This is a genomic window from Shewanella sp. 492 (assembly GCF_059338445.1).
Genome location: NZ_CM181702.1, coordinates 1470533 through 1490119, shown reverse-complemented (window position 1 = coordinate 1490119; position 19587 = coordinate 1470533). Strand labels below are relative to the sequence as shown.

Sequence of the window (19587 nt, the reverse complement as noted above, 5' to 3'; positions counted from 1 at the left end):
GTCTCGAATTATTTTTTCAGGAGTTTATATGTTTGTTGTAATTTTTGGCCGCCCAGGCTGTCCATACTGCGTTAGAGCCGTTCAGTTATCAGAGCAACTTGTTGAAGCTCGTGATGATTTTAAATTCAAGTATGTAGATATCCATGCAGAAGGGATCAGCAAAGCCGATCTTGAAAAAACCGTTGGAAAGCCAGTTGAAACAGTGCCGCAGATCTTTGTTGATCAGGTTCACGTTGGTGGTTGCACTGAATTTGAACAGTACGTACGTGATAACAAATTACTCTAATTTGTTTATTCTTAATCGATTAAGTAATAATTGAGGAGGCTTAGGCCTCCTTAGTTATTTAATTCGCCAGTTATGAATTCAACATGTAATTCAACATGTAATTCAACCATCAAAAATACCATCTTCTTTTTCTACTTATGAATTATCACGTCTCTAACCGTGAGCTGTATGTACCATCAACATTTAAGCAATCATGCTGATTAAATATTGCGTATTGATGTAATTTGACTTAATTGGGAGTTACAGTTGATAAATGGGGGCATACTAAGCTAAGTGGTTTATTCTAAGACTTTGGCGATATTGATCCATTTCATAAATTTACAAAAATTGGATTAGAATATAGAGGAAAAGTGAATATAGAAAGATTGGTGGGTCGTGAAGGATTCGAACCTTCGACCAATTGGTTAAAAGCCAACTGCTCTACCGACTGAGCTAACGACCCATCTGGTGTCTACTTGTTTAACCACCTGCAGAGAAAGTGGTGGGTCGTGAAGGATTCGAACCTTCGACCAATTGGTTAAAAGCCAACTGCTCTACCGACTGAGCTAACGACCCATCTGGTGTCTACTTGTTTAACCACCTGCAGAGAAAGTGGTGGGTCGTGAAGGATTCGAACCTTCGACCAATTGGTTAAAAGCCAACTGCTCTACCGACTGAGCTAACGACCCATCTGAAGTCTACTTATTTAACCACCTGCAGAGAAAGTGGTGGGTCGTGAAGGATTCGAACCTTCGACCAATTGGTTAAAAGCCAACTGCTCTACCGACTGAGCTAACGACCCATCTGGTGTCTACTTATTTAACCACCTGCAGAGAAAGTGGTGGGTCGTGAAGGATTCGAACCTTCGACCAATTGGTTAAAAGCCAACTGCTCTACCGACTGAGCTAACGACCCATCTGGTATCTACTTGTTTAACCACCTGCAGAGAAAGTGGTGGGTCGTGAAGGATTCGAACCTTCGACCAATTGGTTAAAAGCCAACTGCTCTACCGACTGAGCTAACGACCCATCTGGTATCTACTTGTTTAACCACCTGCAGAAAAAGTGGTGGGTCGTGAAGGATTCGAACCTTCGACCAATTGGTTAAAAGCCAACTGCTCTACCGACTGAGCTAACGACCCATCTAAGTGATGATAATGTGAATTAACCGTCATCAATGGTTAAAAGCCAACTGCCCTGTTCTCTATCAAAAATAGCGACTGAGCTAACGACCCATCTGGCGTCTACTTGTTTAACCACCTGCAGAAAAAGTGGTGGGTCGTGAAGGATTCGAACCTTCGACCAATTGGTTAAAAGCCAACTGCTCTACCGACTGAGCTAACGACCCATTTTTACAACTAAACCTTTTTGATTTAGCGCCCTTGCGACTACGCCGCTTTGAGGGCGCCTATAATACCTTTTTCATCTTCTCATGCAAGTGCAAATTTCTCATTTCTTTTCGTTTGCATGAAAAACAAACTAAGGGTATGTTTTTTAGTTAAATAGAGATTAAAGACCCGCCAGTTGCTGTGTAGCGATTCTAGCCGCAGCACTATTAGCATATTCATTGATCACTTGCTGATAGTAACGCTTGGCAGTTGCATTGTCTGACTGCTTTTGTGCAATCATCCCCAGCTTAACCAAGCTATCACCACGCTTGTTTGAATCTTTAAACTGTTTAACTACGGTATCAAATGCTTGAGTCGCTTCTGCAAATTCACCTTTATTATATAACAATTGGCCGAGCCAGTAGTTCGCGTTAGCTGCGTACGTAGAACTCGGATACTGCTTTATAAAACTTCTAAATGCAGGGATAGCTTCATCATATTGACGCTGTTTAAGCACCAAATTAACCGCCTGCTCGTAAGAAGCGGTTTCGCCTAACGACGAGCTAGTTTCTGATGCGACTGGACTAGCCGTATTTACCACCGATTTAGCACTGCTGAGCTTTGCAATATCATCATAAAGCTGACGTTGACGCTGTAATATCTGATTTATCTGATAATTTTGCTGTTCAGTCAACCCGCGTAAATCTAATACTTCTTGTTGCAAGGTATCGAGTCGTTGCTGTGTTTCAAACTCAGCAGCCTGTTTTGCCTTGAGCATACGCTCTAGACGAGCCACCCTATCATTAGAAGCACCACCAGCAATATCTTCAACCGGCGCTGGTGCGGCAGTCGCCACACCAACACTCATCAGAATTGCCGCGGTAAGTACGGCATTTTTCATATGTATCCCTGTTAACATCCGTTATTAGTAAACTAATACTGCGCGACGGTTTTTGCCAAATCCCGCATCTGTACGAGAGAAATCAAGTGGCTTTTCTTCACCGTAACTTACAATACTCATTTGACTAGGTGAAACACCCATGCTTTGTAAGTACTTAGCAACTGCTTTAGCGCGACGCTCACCTAGGGCGATATTGTACTCAGGCGTACCACGCTCATCGGCATGGCCTTCAATCATGACGCGCACATTAGGATGTTCAACTAAGTATTCGCCGTGGGCATTAAGCACTTCAGAAAACTCTGAAGAAACCGAGCTTCTATCAAAATCGAAATAGATGATGTGCTCTTTACGCAACTCTTGATACTTAAGACGTTGCTGCTCTTCAGGGGTTAAAATAGGTGCCACACCGCCGGTTTCAACACCACCAGTCGTCATTTCGCTACCGTTATTACCACCCATTGAGCTGCTCGCATCTGTTTCTGACTCAGATGTAGTACTACACGCACTCATTGCCATAACGGGAACGGCAACCAACATCGCCTTAAAAAGCTTATTCAAATTCATTTTACATCCTTAATCTTTTTCGAGATTGATATTATAAAAAAGGTGACCAAGCTGGAGATTTCACTTCCCCTTGACCAACTGGCAGTCGAGCCTTAAATCGGCCATCCATAGAGACCGCCGCTAAAACTTGTTTTCCTTGATAAGTTGTGCCGTAAATGACCATAGTGCCATTAGGGGCAACACTGGGTGACTCATCTAAACGCGTCGAAGTCAGCACTTGCATAAAGCGTGTTTCTAAATCCATGCGCGCAATATTAAACTTACCGTTAGTACGGTTAACAAAGACCATACTGCGGCCATCAGGAGAAATAGAGCCACCTAAATTCCATTCACCTTCAAAGGTCAATCTTGAAACTTTACCCGAAGCCAGCGTCACTTGATAGAGCTGCGGACGCCCACCTCGTTCAGAGGTGAAAATTATCGACTCCCCATCAGGCGTCCATGACGCTTCAGTATCTATAGCGTAATGGTTAGTGACACGCTTAATGGCTTTTGAAGTGATATCAACTACATAAATTTCAGGCTGACCATCTTTAGACAAGGTAACTGCTAATTTTTTGCCGTCAGGCGAAAATGAAGGGGCACCATTAATCCCAGGAAAACTCGTCACCTTAGTACGTGACTGAGAATAAATGTCTTGCACAAATATTTCAGCTTTCTTGTTTTCAAAGCTGACATAAGCCAACCTGCGTCCATCAGAAGACCAGGAAGGCGACATTAAGGGCTCAGGTGAGCGCAATAACATCTGTTCGTTATAACCATCATAATCGGCAATCATCAGTTTGTAGGGCGATTTATCTTGATGATCAACTACCACGTAGGCGATACGGGTTAAAAACGCGCCACGGATCCCGGTCAGTTTCTCATAAACAATGTCGCTGATCCTGTGACCATATTGTCTAAACTGAGCGGCACTTATGACCGTTTCACGGCTATCGATCACGTAGTCAACTGCCGATGAAGGGCCGCCTGACTGCATTTGCGCCTTAACCAAATCGATGAGTTCAAAGTTCACTAAATATTGGTCTGGCCCATAAGGCTTTATTGAACCCAGCACCACAGCCTCTGCGCCAACACCCGACCAAGCCCTGGAATTAAAATCTGCTGCAGAACTGATATTACGCTGCGGTAGACCAAGTTCGTCCAAGGGTTTGAATGTGCCACTGCGGGTCAGATCCGACATCACCACATCCGATATTTGTGAAGGCATAGGCGTCGTTCCTTGCCAAACAAACGGCACGACTGCTATAGGACGCGCCGCATCAACCCCTTCGGTGATAACAATATCCAGTGCAGCCTTGACAGGCGCTGTACATATCAACAGCCCTAAAATTAGCCATTTTGTCAAAATCTTCATGAAGCCCCTTTAATTAAATTCCGGTTGAACGGTCAAATTAATCTCTTTTAACTTATTATAAACGTCAGCCTCAGGCGATACAGGTAAACGCCCCGCCTTATTAATAGCCGCTTTAGTGGCGCGGCAAACTACAGGGTCACCCGATAAAATCTCATTGGCGGTAACAAAACCATCCTTTGCTAGTCGAATAAATATGCGACAACTTTTGCCGCGCATCGACTCATCCACCACTAAGTTGCGCTGAATAGTCGCTCGGATCATCGAAGTATAACGCTGCACTTCTGTCGTCACCTGTTTATTACGAGTCTGCGATAATGCCGCTTGCTCGGCCGCTAAAGCCTCTTGCATCATGCGCTCTTGCTCTAAACGTGCTTGTTCTTCAGCTTTACGTTTACGCTCAGCTTCCTCTTTACGCTTACGTTCGTCTGCCGCTTTCTTCGCCGCGGCTTCCTCCTGTTTACGCTTAGCCTCAGCCTTCGCTGCCGCATCTTCAGCGGCTTTTCGCTCTGCTTCTTTCTGTTTACGCTGCGCTTCTGCTTGCGCCGCTTTCTCTTTTTCTTGCTGCTCTTTTAACTTGGCAGCCTTCGCCGCCGCAGCTGCATTTTGAGTTTCTATCTCTTTCTGTTTACGTTGTTGTTCAAGTTTCTTTATTTGTGCCTGCTCACGCTCTCGAGCTTGTTTAGCCTCACGAGCTCTGCGTTCAAGTTCTTCCTGACGTGCTTGCTCTTTACGCTCAGCTTCTCTCTTGTCTGCCTTAAGCTTTTCAACGTGTTGTGCCACCTTTTGTTGGTCGACCACCACAGCTTGCACTGCCGGGGCACTGACTTGAGGAACCACTTTAGGTTTCTCGTCAAAATTAACCCCCATCGCTACAACGATAAGCACGCCAATATGAATACTGGCCGAAATAACAAGAGGTAAAGTAAAATCTGATTTAGCTGCCACCCATTACTCCTCTGGTGAATCTGTCATCAGGCCAACAGATGGTACGCCAGCCTGTTGCAAGGACACCATTAGCTGAATCACTTTTTCATAGGCAATACTGCGATCGGCTTTAACCACCACCGGACGCTCTGGCTCTAGCTGAATAATGGCACCGACCCTTACCGCCAGCTCCTCCAAATCTAATACTTCCTTCGAGCTACTCGAACCCACATCAAGGTAATAATCACCATTAGCATCGATAGAGGCGACCACGGGAGGCTTACTGTCTGCAGGCAAAGTCTCAGCTTGTCCTTGTGGTAAGTCAACTTTTACCCCTTGAGTAACGATGGGCGCCGTGACCATAAAAATAATCAACAAGACCAACATCACGTCGATATAAGGCACAACGTTGATCTCAGCGACAGGCCGGCGTCGTTTACGCTGATAACCTTGTTGCATTAGACCACTTCCTTCTCGCTATAAGCTTGGCGATGTAAAATACTGGAAAACTCTTCCATAAAATTGGCATAAGACATCTCTATCTTATCCACTTGAGTCGAAAATCGGTTGTAGGCGATCACAGCAGGAATGGCAGCAAATAGACCCATTGCGGTCGCAATCAATGCCTCAGCAATCCCAGGAGCAACCATAGCAAGCGTGGCGTTTTCAACCGCACCTAGCGCGATAAAAGAGTTCATGATCCCCCACACGGTACCAAATAGGCCAATATAGGGGCTGGTTGAGCCTATGGTAGCCAATAAGGGTAAATGGGTCTCTAGCTTTTCAAGTTCGCGCGACAATGCCACGCGCATGGCACGATAGCTGCCGTCCATCACCGCACTAGGGACTTTACCATTAAGGTTATTCAGTCGAGCATACTCTTTAAAACCACTGTAAAACAGGGCTTCTAAGCCGCTATTGCTGTCTTGACGCGCTGAGAGTTCTTTATAGAGTTTATTTAAATCGACACCAGACCAAAATTTATCTTCAAACTTGAGTGCGCGTTCTCTAGCCGTGGTCAGTAAACGCCGACGCTGAATAATCACTGCCCAGGAAACAATTGATAACGCTAATAGCGTCAACATCACAAACTTGACTAACAAACTGGCTTGTAAAAACAGCCCAATAAAGGAAATATCAGCTTCCACTCTTAAACTCCTGAACAATGTTTTGCGGAATCGCTCTTGGTCTCATGCGAGACAAAGCTATGCAGGCAACCAGAATATGACCTTCGCAGTACAACTTGCCTGAAGCATCAAGCAACCGTTGACGAAATAATAACGAAGCCTTTTTCAACTCTATAACTTCGGTTTCAACCACAAGGTCCTGCTCAAATCGAGCGGCTACTTTAAAGTCCAACTCCGCCTTTTTAACCACAAAGGCAATATCATCGGCAAGTAATTGAGTCTGTTTCACGCCGATGTGTTTAAGCCACTCGGTGCGAGCGCGCTCGAAAAAGTTGAGGTAATTGGAGTGGTAAACCACTCCCCCTGCATCAGTATCTTCGTAATAAACAGAAATAGGCCATCGAAACATAAATAATGATCGCCAAACATTAGCTAAAATAGAGGCCTACTATACCTACAGCGTAGGCAATTGTGAATGGTTCAGGCACTATCAGTAAGCAGTTACTTCATAAAATTTTGTTAATAAAAAAGGGAAGTTATTCACTTCCCTTTTAAAGTTTCTATCATAGCGAGTCAGTTATCAGCCAATCTTAGCTGGAACAGTTAAACCAAAACTGTGCCAAAGGAAACTGTAGATATCGGCAAATTCATCGATCTTCATTGCTGTGGGTTTACCCGCCCCATGACCAGCTTTAGATTCGATACGCATAATAATTGGCGCATCGCCTGTTTGACGGTCTTGCAGCAGTGCACCAAATTTAAAGCTATGCAGTGGCACTACACGATCGTCATGATCGGCTGTCATCACCATTGTGGCCGGATATTCACGCTCGGTAATATTATGGTAAGGCGAATAAGCGAGTAGCGCGGGGAATTGCTCAGCGACATCGGCGCTGCCATATTCACTGGTCCACGCCCAACCGATAGTAAATTTGTGGAATCTCAGCATGTCTAAAACGCCGACTGCAGGTAACACTGCGGCAAACAGATCAGGACGTTGAGTTAACGCGGCCCCCATCAACAAACCACCGTTACTGCGACCATAAGCGCCTAATTTAGTACTATTGGTGTAATTGTTGTCAATAAGGTACTGCGCCGCAGCATAGTAATCGTCAAACACATTTTGTTTCTTATCAAACATGCCTGCTTGATGCCAACTTTCACCGTATTCGGCACCGCCACGAAGATTAGGCACAGCATAAATACCGCCCATATCCATCCAAGCGATATTCGCTGGGCTAAAACGCGGTGTTAATGAAATAGCAAATCCGCCATAGGCATACAATAAGGTGGGGTTATTACCATCGAGTGTTAATCCCTTCTTATGAGAAACCATCATAGGGACACGGGTGCCATCTTTACTGGTGTAGAACACTTGCTCTGACACATAGTCATCGGGGTTAAACGAGACCTCTGGTTTAGCGAACAGACTAGATTGACCCGTTTTAAAATCAAACTTGTAAGTGGTCTGTGGCTGCACGTAACTATTAAAGGTGTAATAGAAATAGTCTTTGCTTCGCTTGCCATAAGGGCCGGCAATTTTCCCTTTACCGGGCAAGTCTACATCCTGACGCTTGGCACCCTCCATACTGAAAATAGATAACTGACCTAATACATCATGTAAGTAGCTGACCACTAAATGATCGTTAATGATTGCTACGCTCGCAATAGGATCGCTTGATTCAGCAATCACCGTCTTCCAATTTGCTTTGGCCGGACGCTTCACATCAATGGCAATCACTTTGCCATTAGGCGCGTCTAAATCGGTCTTAAAATAGAACACAGATTTATCATTGCCCAAGAAGCTATATTCGGCTTCAAGCTCAACAATCAATTCAACCACCGGAGCATTGTGTTCGGTTAACGACTTATAGAAGAAACGATTGCGACTGTCGGTACCTTGTGAAATCGAGATCAACAGGTAATCGCCCTGCTCCGATACTTCGGCGCCAAATCCCCAATCTTTATTCTGGGGACGCTCATAGATCAACACATCTTGAGATTGATCTGTACCTAATTTGTGATAGTAGACTTTTTGGTTAAAGTTTACATCGGCAAGTAAGTTGCCGCCCGCTGGCGCATCATAACGAGAGTAATACACCCCTTGGTTATCTTTACTCCATTGCGCACTAGAAAATTTAATCCAATTGAGTTCATCAACCAGCTTTTTGCCACTGACGACATCAACAAACTGCCACTGTTGCCAGTCCGAACCTGATTTTGACACGCCATAGGCAATCGTTTTACCGTCACCACTAACAGACACACCGCTTAATGCCACGGTACCATCGGTTGAAAAACTATTGGGATCGAGAGCAACCTTTTCTTGACCATGCTTATCTTTAACATACAACACCGACTGCGCCTGCAGGCCATCGTTACGGTAATAATAAGTGTAATCGCCATGCTCAGCTGGCGCGGTCACTTTTTCATAATTCCACAGCTCAGTGATACGATCGACAATGGCCTGTTTATTTTCGAGTTGAGCAAGATAGTCATGACCAGCCTGTTGCTGCTGTTTTACCCAAGCTTGGGTCGCTTCACTGTCTTCTTCAAGGTAACGATAGGGGTCGGCTACTTCGACACCATGAAGTGTCTCGACCACGCCTTGGGTTGTCGTTGGCGTGTTATCAGTTTGAGATGCATTATACTGACAGCCGCTGAGCACTAGCCCAAACCCCGCTATCAACAGAAGGTGTTGCTTTGACAAAATCGTTTTAAGACTCATCTGTTGCCATCCTGAATATCTAGTTATTATTTATAATAAATTTGTGAGCAAAAGCTCATAACCACGTACTATACAAGTAAAATTAAACAGCGCAATAATATTAAAACAATCAACGATAGCGATACTCCAGTTAATTGTTAATAAAAAACCAACATGGATAAGTTAATTAAAACGTAAAATTATGCACATATTGTGCTTAATCAATCGCAGAAAGGCCAAATGAGTGCATCTAGTGCAATAACCATCACTACCAAGCATTAGAAATACTAATTCAAATTAGCAATTTTTCTCGCTTGCTGCTTTAGAGGGCTAATCCTATAATTCGCCTCGTTTTCAGGAAGTGTCTACCTACGTAGATTTGAAAACAAGAACTCTAAGCTTGTGTGTTGATACACGTAAGTTTTTCCCTGGTTCTTATGCTTGACTTCCTTCCTTCAATTTGTTGATTGCAATCTATTATTTGCGGCCCACTTAACTATATTAAGTGGGCTTTTTTTTTACCTGTAATAATGCCAATACAAATTTGCGGCAATAAAAAACCCAGCATTAGCTGGGTTTATCTGAATATTAGCCGCTACGCCTATAGTGGCTTACTCAACCTTATCACCACCCGGCGGTTACGCGCACGTTCTTCAATGGTGTCATTCGAGGCCACATGACGACGCTCACCATGGCCTTCGGTATGAATACGATCTTGTGGTATACCTGCCGATAAAAACAGATCTTTAAGTGAATTAGCCCGTGTTTCAGATACCTTAGCATTGATAGAACGACCGCCATAGCTATCGGTATAGGCATCGATAAGTACTAACTCTACATCTTGATCGTAAGACAGGTATTGCTGCACTTTAGCAATTTGAGCCTTAGAGTACCTTGTTAACTCATTACCACCAAACTCATAGGTGAGTACAGTAAAGGCAATATCTTCAAAGCTATAAGGTAATAAATTAGCGAGACATGCACGAAAATCGGTATAGTTACGCGCAAAATTAGCGGCGGAAAGCCCTACAGCTACTTTACTAGAACGGTTATACCAATCTGCATAGTAAAATGTAGGCTGCATGCCGCGCTCTAATTCATTCAACATCGACCAAGCCGCATGTTTAGGCACTTCACCGCTAAAGTACTTCTGATAAGTCAGATCGGTTATCGGTTTTGACTGTACACCAGGGCGCCATGCAGGGGCTGTGCTCATCAATTTTGCGTGCGTTACCTCATCAGGTTTTACCCACATATCAAGCGTAAAATTCAAATCATGATGTTTACCCGCGTAACTAGTAAAGATGGCCTTACCGTATGAAGGGATCTCATGTTCCAGTCGGCAGACAATCGGCGTGTTATCACTAATTCGCCACTGTGACTGCTCTAATGATGCCACATAATGGCGTAACTCAGCCTGAACTGTCAGTGACATCCCTAAGCTCAACCATAATGTAAAAATCAACGGCACCCTACTCAACATAGACAATCGCTCTCATTCATTGTGTTACTTAAGGCTATCGGCATGTTTTACTATTCCTTTAGCCTAGATATTAACCAATCAAACATGACAAGCTCAGGCTAGATACTTCATAATAGCGCTTGGCTAATTATTTGGATAATTTGATGAGCGATATGTGCGACGCTAATAAACTCAACCACCGTTTTCGGGGCTATTTCCCTGTGGTTATCGATGTAGAGACTGCTGGGTTCAATGCCCAGACCGATGCGTTGCTTGAAATTGCAGTGACTATGCTGAAAATGGACGATCAAGGTGTGTTAATGCTAGATAAAACGCTGCATTATCATATTGAGCCGTTTGAAGGCGCTAATCTTGAACCTGAAGCACTGGCATTTAACGGTATTGACCCATCTAACCCATTACGCGGTGCAGTATCAGAAAAAGAAGCCTTCTTAGAAATATTTAAAGAAGTAAAAAAAGCACAAAAAGCGTCCGGCTGCCACCGCAGCATCATAGTGGCTCACAATGCCGCCTTTGATCATGGTTTTGTCACCAAAGCAATTGAACGCAATGGGTTGAAACGCACGCCGTTTCATCCATTTGCCACCTTTGACACTGCAGCCTTATCGGGCCTTGCACTCGGACATACCGTGCTCGCTAGAGCCTGCGCTATCGCTGGAATTGATTTTGATAATAAAGAAGCGCACTCGGCACTGTATGACACAGAACGTACCGCCGAGCTTTTTTGCCATATCGTCAATAAATGGAAAGCCCTAGGCGGCTGGCCCTTGGAGTCTGCTGAAAATTCAGCACAGCAAGACAGTGACAAGCAAAGTGAAGTGCAAACTGGTTGATAAGCTCACAGGCAAAATAGGTGAGCTGACGATGGAGTATACCTAAGACCAAGATAGCCTAAGGTAAAAATAGCATTAAAGCTAATAAAGCCGCATCTGTGGGGGATAACTTAGCCCCATCACTTGCTAAAAACGTTTACTTTAGCAAGTCGCGAGAGGATAAAATATCATCAAGGTTATTTATCACGCCTTCAATTGGCTTAAGTGACAGAACCTATTTTGAACACAAAAAAGCCGCGATTATCGCGGCTTTTTGACTGACATACTATAGACCCGAAAATTATAGTGAGTCAGCGTTGTCAGTCAGGTAAGAAGCTACGCCTTCTGGGCTTGCATTCATACCTTTGTCGCCTTTTTCCCAACCAGCAGGACAAACGTCACCGTGCTCTTCGTGGAACTGAAGTGCATCAACCATACGGATCATTTCGTCTACATTACGACCTAGTGGAAGATCGTTAACCACTTGGTGACGTACTTGACCTTCTTTATCGATAAGGAAAGAACCACGGAAAGCCACGCCCGCTTCTGGATGCTCAACATCATATGCTTTACAGATCTCGTGCTTAACGTCAGCAACAAGTGTGTATTGAACTTGGCCAATACCACCTTTGTCTACCGGAGTGTTACGCCACGCGTTGTGAGTGAACTGAGAATCGATAGAAACACCGATAACTTCAACGCCACGCTTCTTGAACTCATCCATACGGTGATCGAAAGCGATCAGTTCAGATGGGCAAACGAAAGTGAAATCAAGTGGGTAGAAGAATACTACAGCTGTCTTACCTTTGATCGCTTCGCTTAGGTTAAAGCTATCTACGATTTCGCCATTACCAAGAACCGCTGCAGCAGTAAAATCAGGAGCCGGACGGCCTACTAATACACTCATTTTATATCTCCATCTATGGATTGAAAAAAGCTTTAGAACTATGAACTAAAAAGCATTATAGGCAGTCACCAGCGGGACACAAGCTATTTGGGATCATTGTCACCTTTTTTGAACAATTTGATTTCAGTTGCCCAATAACTGTCCGAGTCTAACACCAATGCCCACCTAGGGTTTACACTTACGCAGTAAACCTAGATACAGTTACATTACATCTCATTTTTTTTACAGATAAAATGCCGTTCGGCTGGACAAATAGCATGCTTGCGGTCGAAAATAGCCCCCCACTTAAAACACAAAAGCCAGAAAATATATGAATGCAGTAGTTATTGCAGTTTGCTTGATGCTGGGGCTCAGCCTTGCAAGAGTACACGTTGTTATCGCGCTCACCATCAGTGCGCTTGTTGCAGGCTTAGTGGGTGGTATGGATTTACAGCATACGGTCGATGCGTTTAATACCGGACTTGGCGGTGGTGCTCAAATCGCCCTCAGTTATGCCTTATTAGGTGCCTTTGCCGTCGCCCTCTCGCATTCGGGTCTGACGACGCTAATTTCAACAAAAGTGATTACCCTACTGGGTCAAGAGCAAAATAGTCTTAATATCAACCGTGTACGCTGGTTACTGCTGCTTGCTCTATTAGCTATGGCCGTTTCTTCGCAAAATATTTTGCCAATCCATATTGCCTTTATTCCCATTTTGATCCCGCCACTACTGCACGTGATGTCTAAATTACGTTTAGATCGCCGTTTAGTGGCATGTGTATTGACCTTTGGGTTAGTCACCACTTATATGATCTTACCTATTGGTTTTGGCGGCATTTTTCTCAATGATATTTTGCTGTCTAACCTTAATAGCAATAATCTTGATGCTGTACGTGAACAGATCCCAACGGCCATGTTGATACCTGCGCTAGGGATGATTGTCGGCCTATTAGTCGCCACATTTATTAGCTACCGTAAGCCGCGTGAATACAAGCAAGAATTAGCATTAGTTGCCGAGCCAGAAGCCAACATTAATCGCCGCAATATTTTGATTGCCCTTAGCGCCATATTGGCCACACTGCTGGTGCAACTCTACACTGGCTCGATGATTTTTGGCGCACTCGTTGGCTTTATCATCTTCAGTTTTTCTGGGGCGCTTAAGCATGTCGCCGATCAAGATATCTTTAACCAAGGTGTGCGCATGATGGCCAACATAGGCTTTATCATGATATCGGCTGCAGGGTTCGCCGCGGTAGTCAAAGAGACGGGTGATGTGAGTACATTAGTTGAATCACTTTCTTATTTGATTGGCGATAATAAGGCATTCGCGGCCTTCTTAATGTTAGTGGTTGGCTTATTGATCACCATGGGCATTGGCTCATCATTTTCAACCATCCCTATTATCGCTACCATTTATGTGCCACTGGCCATGAGCTTTGGCTTTTCGGTTGCCGCAACGATTGCACTGGTAGGTACCGCTGCAGCATTAGGCGACGCGGGCTCACCAGCCTCAGACTCAACCTTAGGCCCCACTGCGGGTCTTAATGCCGATGGTCAACACGACCATATTCGCGACAGCGTCATTCCAACGTTCATTCACTATAATATCCCGTTACTGGTCTTCGGTTGGATTGCCGCCATGGTGTTGTGATCTTAATGTCATCACTCCGATACAAAAAGGCAGCCACTTGGCTGCCTTTTCGCTAACTAAGATACACCCATACCAATGGCGCTTAGAAAGTGTAACCCACACTGACCATATAAACCCATGGATCGATATCTGTTTCAATCGTCACAGGAGCATCACCTAGATTAAATTTAACATCTGTGCTGATTTGTGCATACCAAACAGAGGCGTTTACCAGCCAGTTTTTATTCACTTGATAATCAAGACCTACCTGAGCTGCTAAGCCCCATGAGTTACTAAGGCTTAGATCAGTCAAAGCACCATCCAAATCATTGGTAAAATCATTGTCGAAGAAGTTGGTGAAGTTAACACCTGCACCAATGTATGGACGTAACTTTGATTGAGCCGAACCGAAATAGTACTGTGCGACTAAAGTTGGTGGAAGATGCTTGGTCTCGGCAATTTTACCGACACCATCTAAAGAAACATCATGACTAAAGGGTGTTGCCGCTAACAACTCAACCCCAATATTATCGGTCAGCATGTAACCAAAATTAAGCCCCAACTGGGTATCATCGCTTACTTTAAACTCACCAAAGCCTGCCACATCCTGACTAGATTCATTTGGTGCAACCATAACCGCACCAGCACGCACAATAATATCACCAGCTTGGTGAGCAGAAACCGCAGCACTAAATCCGCCTGTAAGTAGGGTGGCGGCAACAAGACCTGAAACGAGAGACTTTTTCATCATACTACTCCATTAATACAATTGTATATTGAGATTGTTATTAGCAATTTGCTTACATTTGCAGCCATCCTGCCAGCTGCAACCTTGCTACATATTGATCTATGTCAACAAAATAAATAACACCGTCATTTCAAGTGCGCACCAGTGACACGGATCACACCCACCAAACAAACATTGATAATACCCCTTTAAAATGAGTGACCTAGATCAAACAGGCGAATTAACCTCACCTCAAAGTGAAATAAAAAATGGGCTTAACCCAACAGGTTGAAAGTAACTTGGCGTTAACATTTCGTGTTGCCAATTGGTTCGTATCCGATAGTAAAAGGGTGCATGTCAAATTAACTAAAATGCACTGAGAAACGATTAAGCAACTTGTCAAAGACTTATCAACATTTTTAATAAGCGCTCATTAAGCCAACCTAATTTATTGAGCTAATTTTTAGGAATAAAAAAGGAGCCGAAGCTCCGTTTTTGATTACATATATGTTAAGACAACACGCCTAGCATGAGTTAACGGCCGCTCACTGGCTTCATAATCACTTCCGTGGTGTATTTACCATTATTGATCACCGGAAACTTATCGTATGTTTGAAAGATCACCATACCGTTATAACGGATCATAGCAACGACCCCATAATTGATGCTGCTATCAATAGTATCCGCAGCAAAGGTAAATTTAAATGGCACAGGTACCTTAGCAATATTAAATGACTTCTGCGCCACAATAACCCCTGGTGTATCAAGATCGATAACTGCAATGGTAATAGCACTGCCTTGAGGCAACGCTATGCGCTCTAGATAACCTGCAGCCCCATTAACAATCACTGGCGGCTCGGGCTCAACGGTAACGCAAGCACTAAGTAACAATAAACAAAACAGTGCAATAAACCCTTTTACTTTACCTTTCATGATGTGCATCCCATTAACTCACTATAAAAACTATCTCAAACCACGTCACTCAAAACTATATGCTCAAGTTTGCTTGCAGCAATTCATTCCATTTAAGTTCATCGCTGCGTTAAACGAATTAACCCTTCCTGAGTCGCAGATGCTACCAAGGTGCCATCTTCACTGTAAAACTCACCTCTGACAAATCCTCGACCACCCGACGCATTGGGACTATCGATGCTGTAAAGCAACCACTGACTTAAATCGACAGGACGATGAAACCACATGGCATGATCTATCGTCGCCATGCGCATACCTGGGGTTAAAAACGACACGCCATGGGGCTGCGCTGCGGTCACCAAAAAATTAAAGTCAGAGGCATAAGCCAACAGATATTCATGTACCGACAGCTCATTGGGTACATTGCCGTTGGCACGGATCCACACGTAACGTTTAGGATCTGATGCCGCTGGCGCTATCGGGCTGCTGGGGTTGACTAAGCGCATTTCTAGGGGGGAGTCGGCCATAAACTTTTCAAGCACACGGGCAGGCACTTTATCACGCAACGTCATCGCCAACTCTTGTTGGTTCATTAATCCTTCAGGTCCTGGCACATCTGGCATCTGGCTCTGGTGCTCAAAACCTTGCTCATGAGATTGAAACGAGCAGGTCATATAAAAGATCGGCCGCCCTTTTTGAATCGCTTTCACTTTTCGCGCACTAAAGCTGCCACCGTCGCGAACCACTTCCACATCGTACACTATCGGTAGTTTTTCATCGCCAGCGCGCAAGAAATAGGAATGAAACGAGTGAACTTGCCTTAAAGGATCAACGGTTTGTGCCGCCGCGCTTAGGGCTTGACCCATCACTTGGCCACCAAATACGTGACCGAAGCCCAAATCTTGGCTTTGACCTCGATAAAGGCCAACCTCTATCTGCTCAAGCGACAGCAGCGATAATAGATCATCTAATACTTGACTCATTACACCTTACCGACAATATCTACTAAATTAAACGACAAGCTTACCTTAGAAGACGTTCATATGACTAGAGTATAACGGGGGATAAGGTGTTTAATTACACCGCTAATTATTCAATCACGATATGGTGTTCGCTAGCACTTCTTTTAGCCCAAGCGGTTATTTGAGCTTCACCACTGCGATGTACTCGATAAGGGCGCGCATACTTAAGCTCATGCCAACGCGCATGTATCACATTTGGATTACACTCGGCATCAGTAATACGCATGTGTGGAGATTCAGTGAATTTGCCATGGCTCACACTACCGGCTGCGACCAACAAATGCTGACCGCTAGGAGCTAAGGAGGAGGTCAAAAATAACATCACCGCATTTACCGATGAGGTCGAGAACAGCGGCTTAACTAAGGGTGACAAATGATGTTCGGTCATTTGAGTCAATGCGTGAGGGGTAATCGAGTTGACACAAATATTGCTATCAACACCTTCGATCGCCAGACTATTCACTAAGCCAATTAAGGCCATTTTACTGGTGGAAAAACAACTTTCATGTCGATCGCCATATAAGGCGCTGGCGCCACAGCTCATGAGTATGCGTCCATAACCTTGGCGCTTCATCTGAGGCCAAACGAGTTTAGTCAGTATAAAACTGCCATTGACATCGATATCGAGCTGTTGCTGCCACTGAGCATAAGAAAGCTCCTCGAACGCACAAGGATGATGAATACTGGCATTATTAATGACAATATCAATATGGCCCCAACGGCCAAGAATTGCTGTAACCGCATCATTTAAACCATCACTATCACGAACATCTAACTTAAAGCTCATGGTCTGTGCGCCCAGTTCTGACAGGGTTTGTGCGGTTTTTGCCAGACCAGAGTCTTGGTCAAGCACTGCATCGGGATCGGCAATGCCAGCATCAATGAGCACAACATGCGCGCCCCGCTCGGCAAGCGCGATAGCATAAGCTCGCCCTAAGCCGGCTCCGGCTCCAGTGATCACAGCCACCTGTTCATCAAAACGCATAAGCTATTTCCCTTATGTCATTGCCTTGTTGACGCTTCCCTACATCAAGCTACTACAATCATAAAATTCCATATTAATTAATTAGATAATGATTAACTTAGCCATCAACCGACCTTACTAAAGAGTCTTATAACAGCATATATGATGGTGATATTCTTTGAGGCTATCGACAAATATGAGTCAGGATAGGTAAGGCATTGTGCGCTCGCTCAAACTTTGACAATTTATCTTCACAAAATAATAACAAAATGACATTCAAGTAGAACAGCTGAACAATTATGCGCCATTTGAGCAAAAATAGAACGAAGCAGTTCACATAACGCTAATGCAAGCACTGCAAGGCGTCACCGTTTTTTGCTATGCTATTGATTGACCGTCTTGAGCGAATACCGCTCCCACTCCTATATTGCTAACGTAAGTACAAATACAACAATGAATCCTTGGATCCTGGCGACACGCCCACGCACTCTTCCTGCTGCTATTGGCCCGTTATTAGTGGGCAATATTTTAGCGATTAACCTAGAACAATTCAGTTGGTTCATCGCTGCTATTTCCATGTTATGCGGGGTTTTACTGCAAGTGGCGGTTAACTTAGCTAACGACTACTTTGACTTTAAAAGCGGTATCGACACCCATGAACGCTTAGGCCCAATACGAGTAACGCAAAGCGGCTTACTGGCGCCAGAAAAAGTGCGTAATGCCATGGTTGGCTGTCTGGCTCTGGCTTTAGTGGTTGGGTCAATACTCATTTATCATGGCGGCTGGCCCATCGCACTATTAGCGGCCCTGTCAATTTTAGGGGCACTTGGTTACAGCGGCGGCCCCTATCCATTGGCATCTCATGCATTGGGAGAAGTGGCGGCGTTTATCTTTTTTGGTTTAGTGGCTGTCGTGGGTAGCTTCTATCTTCAGGCTGGCACGACCAACACAGCAGCTTGGTTGCTTGGCAGCGCCATAGGCCTGTTTAATGCGGCTATCATGTTAGTGAATAACACCCGTGATATCCCAACCGATGCCAAAGCGGGTAAATTAACCTTGGCGGTCAAAATCGGCGAAGGCCAAGCACGAGTGCTCTATCAGGCATTGGTTTATCTGCCTTTCGCCCTCATTATTGGCGGCTTTTTTCTGGGGTTATTACCAGGTTTACCTGTGCTCTTAGGCGGGCTATCACTGATTTTGGCACGTAAGTTAAACAGTGAGTTTAGCCACACTTCAGGCGAAGCCTTAAACCCTTTATTGGGTAAAACGGCCAAGTTAACGATTATTTTTAGTGCCTTATTCAGTCTAGGCTTAGCTTTTAGCTTTTAGCTTACATCACACATAAATAAGGCCAGTGAATTCACTGGCCTTATTTATATTATTCGGTAGATAAATTTAGCGATAACCCCAAATTATTGCGCTTTTATACCTCGTATTCAGCGCCATCTTTCGACGTAAATTGCTTGTTGCGACTTCCGGCCTGTCCGCTAACTAGGCTCGTCCAGCTGCGCTGTGATGGCGCCTGTTGACTGTTAACTATGGTCATTAATGTCGCTTCAACTTGCACATCATCAATGCCAGCTAAGTCATTACAACCATGCTCACCCCGACGATTAATAGACACTTCAACGTGAAAACCATTGTTTTTCAAAACCAATGACGTCGGCTCACATTTATGGCCTGTTAAGGCGACAAATTGTTTAGGCTCAGCCAACCCACTTTGACTACCATCGGCAAAGAATGCCAATAACTGCTTATAATAAACGACATAACTGCAGACATCCTGATGCGACCCATTACTCAACGGAAAGTGTTGATCCAGCACTTGCTTAGCATAGGCTGTCGCTTCACTGTGGTTGTGCTGCTCTAAGGCGGTGTTTCCGTTTGTATGTGTCATAGGCATTACCTGCTTGATGAAGTTGTAAATACTTTGGTCGATAAGATTAGATTGCTGTGTGTGAATATTCATAGCTTCATCC

19 protein-coding genes and 8 tRNA genes are annotated in these 19587 nt (G+C 44.4%); 4 read left to right on the top strand and 23 right to left on the bottom strand.

Annotated features, from left to right (window positions below; all coding sequences use genetic code 11):
• The first annotated feature begins 28 nt into the window (after positions 1-28).
• Entirely contained in the window at positions 29-286 is a 258-nt protein-coding gene (locus AC5YBX_RS06800; protein WP_494519480.1) for a GrxA family glutaredoxin, read from the top strand.
• A gap of 366 nt (positions 287-652) precedes the next feature.
• Here AC5YBX_RS06800 and AC5YBX_RS06795 read toward each other — a convergent pair.
• The 17 genes from AC5YBX_RS06795 to AC5YBX_RS06715 all read right to left on the bottom strand — a co-directional run bounded on the left by AC5YBX_RS06795 (position 653) and on the right by AC5YBX_RS06715 (position 10607).
• A tRNA-Lys gene (locus tag AC5YBX_RS06795) sits at positions 653-728 on the bottom strand.
• A gap of 37 nt (positions 729-765) precedes the next feature.
• A tRNA-Lys gene (locus tag AC5YBX_RS06790) sits at positions 766-841 on the bottom strand.
• A gap of 37 nt (positions 842-878) precedes the next feature.
• Positions 879-954 (bottom strand) — tRNA-Lys (locus tag AC5YBX_RS06785).
• 37 nt (positions 955-991) lie between these two features.
• A tRNA-Lys gene (locus tag AC5YBX_RS06780) sits at positions 992-1067 on the bottom strand.
• Between the two features lie 37 nt (positions 1068-1104).
• Positions 1105-1180: transfer RNA gene (locus AC5YBX_RS06775), tRNA-Lys, on the bottom strand.
• Between the two features lie 37 nt (positions 1181-1217).
• Positions 1218-1293, bottom strand: a tRNA-Lys gene (locus tag AC5YBX_RS06770).
• Positions 1294-1330: 37 nt separating this feature from the next.
• A tRNA-Lys gene (locus AC5YBX_RS06765) sits at positions 1331-1406 on the bottom strand.
• 130 nt (positions 1407-1536) lie between these two features.
• Positions 1537-1612 (bottom strand) — tRNA-Lys (locus AC5YBX_RS06760).
• 161 nt (positions 1613-1773) lie between these two features.
• Complete coding sequence (gene ybgF / locus AC5YBX_RS06755) at positions 1774-2493, bottom strand: tol-pal system protein YbgF (protein WP_494519481.1); 720 nt, start codon at positions 2491-2493, stop codon at positions 1774-1776.
• A 24-nt stretch (positions 2494-2517) separates the two neighbouring features.
• Complete coding sequence (gene pal / locus AC5YBX_RS06750) at positions 2518-3057, bottom strand: peptidoglycan-associated lipoprotein Pal (RefSeq protein WP_494519482.1); 540 nt, start codon at positions 3055-3057, stop codon at positions 2518-2520.
• A 31-nt stretch (positions 3058-3088) separates the two neighbouring features.
• Complete coding sequence (tolB, locus tag AC5YBX_RS06745; RefSeq protein ID WP_494519483.1) at positions 3089-4414, bottom strand: Tol-Pal system beta propeller repeat protein TolB; 1326 nt, start codon at positions 4412-4414, stop codon at positions 3089-3091.
• Positions 4415-4423: 9 nt separating this feature from the next.
• Positions 4424-5359, bottom strand: a complete 936-nt coding sequence (tolA, locus tag AC5YBX_RS06740; protein WP_494519484.1) for a cell envelope integrity protein TolA — start codon at positions 5357-5359, stop codon at positions 4424-4426.
• Between the two features lie 3 nt (positions 5360-5362).
• On the bottom strand, positions 5363-5797 hold the full coding sequence (gene tolR, locus AC5YBX_RS06735; protein ID WP_494519485.1) for a protein TolR: 435 nt from the start codon (positions 5795-5797) through the stop codon (positions 5363-5365).
• Positions 5797-6486 (bottom strand): protein TolQ, encoded by a 690-nt coding sequence (gene tolQ, locus AC5YBX_RS06730; RefSeq protein WP_494524643.1) that lies wholly within the window; start codon positions 6484-6486, stop codon positions 5797-5799. The genes tolR and tolQ overlap by 1 nt, the downstream gene beginning before the upstream one ends.
• A complete protein-coding gene (gene ybgC / locus AC5YBX_RS06725; protein WP_494519487.1) occupies positions 6476-6874 on the bottom strand; it encodes a tol-pal system-associated acyl-CoA thioesterase in 399 nt (132 codons plus the stop codon). The genes tolQ and ybgC overlap by 11 nt, the downstream gene beginning before the upstream one ends.
• Positions 6875-7045: 171 nt before the next feature.
• A complete protein-coding gene (locus tag AC5YBX_RS06720) occupies positions 7046-9193 on the bottom strand; it encodes a prolyl oligopeptidase family serine peptidase (protein WP_494519488.1) in 2148 nt (715 codons plus the stop codon).
• A gap of 580 nt (positions 9194-9773) precedes the next feature.
• A complete protein-coding gene (locus AC5YBX_RS06715; RefSeq protein WP_494524642.1) occupies positions 9774-10607 on the bottom strand; it encodes a flagellar protein MotY in 834 nt (277 codons plus the stop codon).
• A 191-nt stretch (positions 10608-10798) separates the two neighbouring features.
• On the opposite strand from AC5YBX_RS06715, the gene rnt reads away from it, so the two are divergent.
• On the top strand, positions 10799-11488 hold the full coding sequence (gene rnt / locus AC5YBX_RS06710) for a ribonuclease T (protein WP_494524641.1): 690 nt from the start codon (positions 10799-10801) through the stop codon (positions 11486-11488).
• A 280-nt stretch (positions 11489-11768) separates the two neighbouring features.
• On the opposite strand, the gene AC5YBX_RS06705 is transcribed toward rnt, so the two are convergent.
• Positions 11769-12374, bottom strand: a complete 606-nt coding sequence (locus tag AC5YBX_RS06705) for a peroxiredoxin (protein WP_494519491.1) — start codon at positions 12372-12374, stop codon at positions 11769-11771.
• Between the two features lie 310 nt (positions 12375-12684).
• Between AC5YBX_RS06705 and AC5YBX_RS06700 the strand changes: the two genes are divergently transcribed.
• Complete coding sequence (locus AC5YBX_RS06700) at positions 12685-14004, top strand: Na+/H+ antiporter family protein (RefSeq protein WP_494524640.1); 1320 nt, start codon at positions 12685-12687, stop codon at positions 14002-14004.
• An 82-nt stretch (positions 14005-14086) separates the two neighbouring features.
• Here AC5YBX_RS06700 and ompW read toward each other — a convergent pair whose 3' ends face one another.
• The 4 genes from ompW to AC5YBX_RS06680 form a co-directional block, all read right to left on the bottom strand.
• Positions 14087-14734, bottom strand: a complete 648-nt coding sequence (ompW, locus tag AC5YBX_RS06695; RefSeq protein ID WP_494519493.1) for an outer membrane protein OmpW — start codon at positions 14732-14734, stop codon at positions 14087-14089.
• A 510-nt stretch (positions 14735-15244) separates the two neighbouring features.
• Complete coding sequence (locus tag AC5YBX_RS06690) at positions 15245-15643, bottom strand: YbaY family lipoprotein (RefSeq protein WP_494519494.1); 399 nt, start codon at positions 15641-15643, stop codon at positions 15245-15247.
• 98 nt (positions 15644-15741) lie between these two features.
• Positions 15742-16605, bottom strand: a complete 864-nt coding sequence (gene tesB, locus AC5YBX_RS06685) for an acyl-CoA thioesterase II (protein ID WP_494519495.1) — start codon at positions 16603-16605, stop codon at positions 15742-15744.
• Between the two features lie 106 nt (positions 16606-16711).
• Positions 16712-17629, bottom strand: a complete 918-nt coding sequence (locus tag AC5YBX_RS06680) for an SDR family NAD(P)-dependent oxidoreductase (protein WP_494524639.1) — start codon at positions 17627-17629, stop codon at positions 16712-16714.
• Positions 17630-18061: 432 nt separating this feature from the next.
• Between AC5YBX_RS06680 and AC5YBX_RS06675 the strand changes: the two genes are divergently transcribed.
• Entirely contained in the window at positions 18062-18937 is an 876-nt protein-coding gene (locus AC5YBX_RS06675; protein ID WP_494524638.1) for a 1,4-dihydroxy-2-naphthoate polyprenyltransferase, read from the top strand.
• Positions 18938-19031: 94 nt separating this feature from the next.
• Here the strand turns inward: AC5YBX_RS06675 and AC5YBX_RS06670 are convergent, their stop codons facing one another.
• The gene (locus tag AC5YBX_RS06670) at positions 19032-19577 is read right to left on the bottom strand and encodes an aldolase/citrate lyase/malate synthase family protein (RefSeq protein WP_494524637.1); all 546 of its coding nucleotides are present in this window, start codon (positions 19575-19577) and stop codon (positions 19032-19034) included.
• Positions 19578-19587: the final 10 nt, after the last annotated feature.

Coding starts and splice junctions, on each gene's coding strand:
- tolB (WP_494519483.1), bottom strand. CDS start 4,414: ATGAAGATTTTGACAAAATGGCTAATTTTAGGGCTGTTGATATGTACA.
- AC5YBX_RS06715 (WP_494524642.1), bottom strand. CDS start 10,607: ATGTCACTGACAGTTCAGGCTGAGTTACGCCATTATGTGGCATCATTA.
- AC5YBX_RS06700 (WP_494524640.1), top strand. CDS start 12,685: ATGAATGCAGTAGTTATTGCAGTTTGCTTGATGCTGGGGCTCAGCCTT.
- AC5YBX_RS06705 (WP_494519491.1), bottom strand. CDS start 12,374: ATGAGTGTATTAGTAGGCCGTCCGGCTCCTGATTTTACTGCTGCAGCG.
- rnt (WP_494524641.1), top strand. CDS start 10,799: ATGAGCGATATGTGCGACGCTAATAAACTCAACCACCGTTTTCGGGGC.
- AC5YBX_RS06800 (WP_494519480.1), top strand. CDS start 29: ATGTTTGTTGTAATTTTTGGCCGCCCAGGCTGTCCATACTGCGTTAGA.
- tesB (WP_494519495.1), bottom strand. CDS start 16,605: ATGAGTCAAGTATTAGATGATCTATTATCGCTGCTGTCGCTTGAGCAG.
- pal (WP_494519482.1), bottom strand. CDS start 3,057: ATGAATTTGAATAAGCTTTTTAAGGCGATGTTGGTTGCCGTTCCCGTT.
- ybgF (WP_494519481.1), bottom strand. CDS start 2,493: ATGAAAAATGCCGTACTTACCGCGGCAATTCTGATGAGTGTTGGTGTG.
- AC5YBX_RS06680 (WP_494524639.1), bottom strand. CDS start 17,629: ATGCGTTTTGATGAACAGGTGGCTGTGATCACTGGAGCCGGAGCCGGC.
- AC5YBX_RS06690 (WP_494519494.1), bottom strand. CDS start 15,643: ATGAAAGGTAAAGTAAAAGGGTTTATTGCACTGTTTTGTTTATTGTTA.
- AC5YBX_RS06720 (WP_494519488.1), bottom strand. CDS start 9,193: ATGAGTCTTAAAACGATTTTGTCAAAGCAACACCTTCTGTTGATAGCG.
- tolR (WP_494519485.1), bottom strand. CDS start 5,797: ATGCAACAAGGTTATCAGCGTAAACGACGCCGGCCTGTCGCTGAGATC.
- AC5YBX_RS06670 (WP_494524637.1), bottom strand. CDS start 19,577: ATGAATATTCACACACAGCAATCTAATCTTATCGACCAAAGTATTTAC.
- AC5YBX_RS06675 (WP_494524638.1), top strand. CDS start 18,062: ATGAATCCTTGGATCCTGGCGACACGCCCACGCACTCTTCCTGCTGCT.
- ompW (WP_494519493.1), bottom strand. CDS start 14,734: ATGATGAAAAAGTCTCTCGTTTCAGGTCTTGTTGCCGCCACCCTACTT.
- ybgC (WP_494519487.1), bottom strand. CDS start 6,874: ATGTTTCGATGGCCTATTTCTGTTTATTACGAAGATACTGATGCAGGG.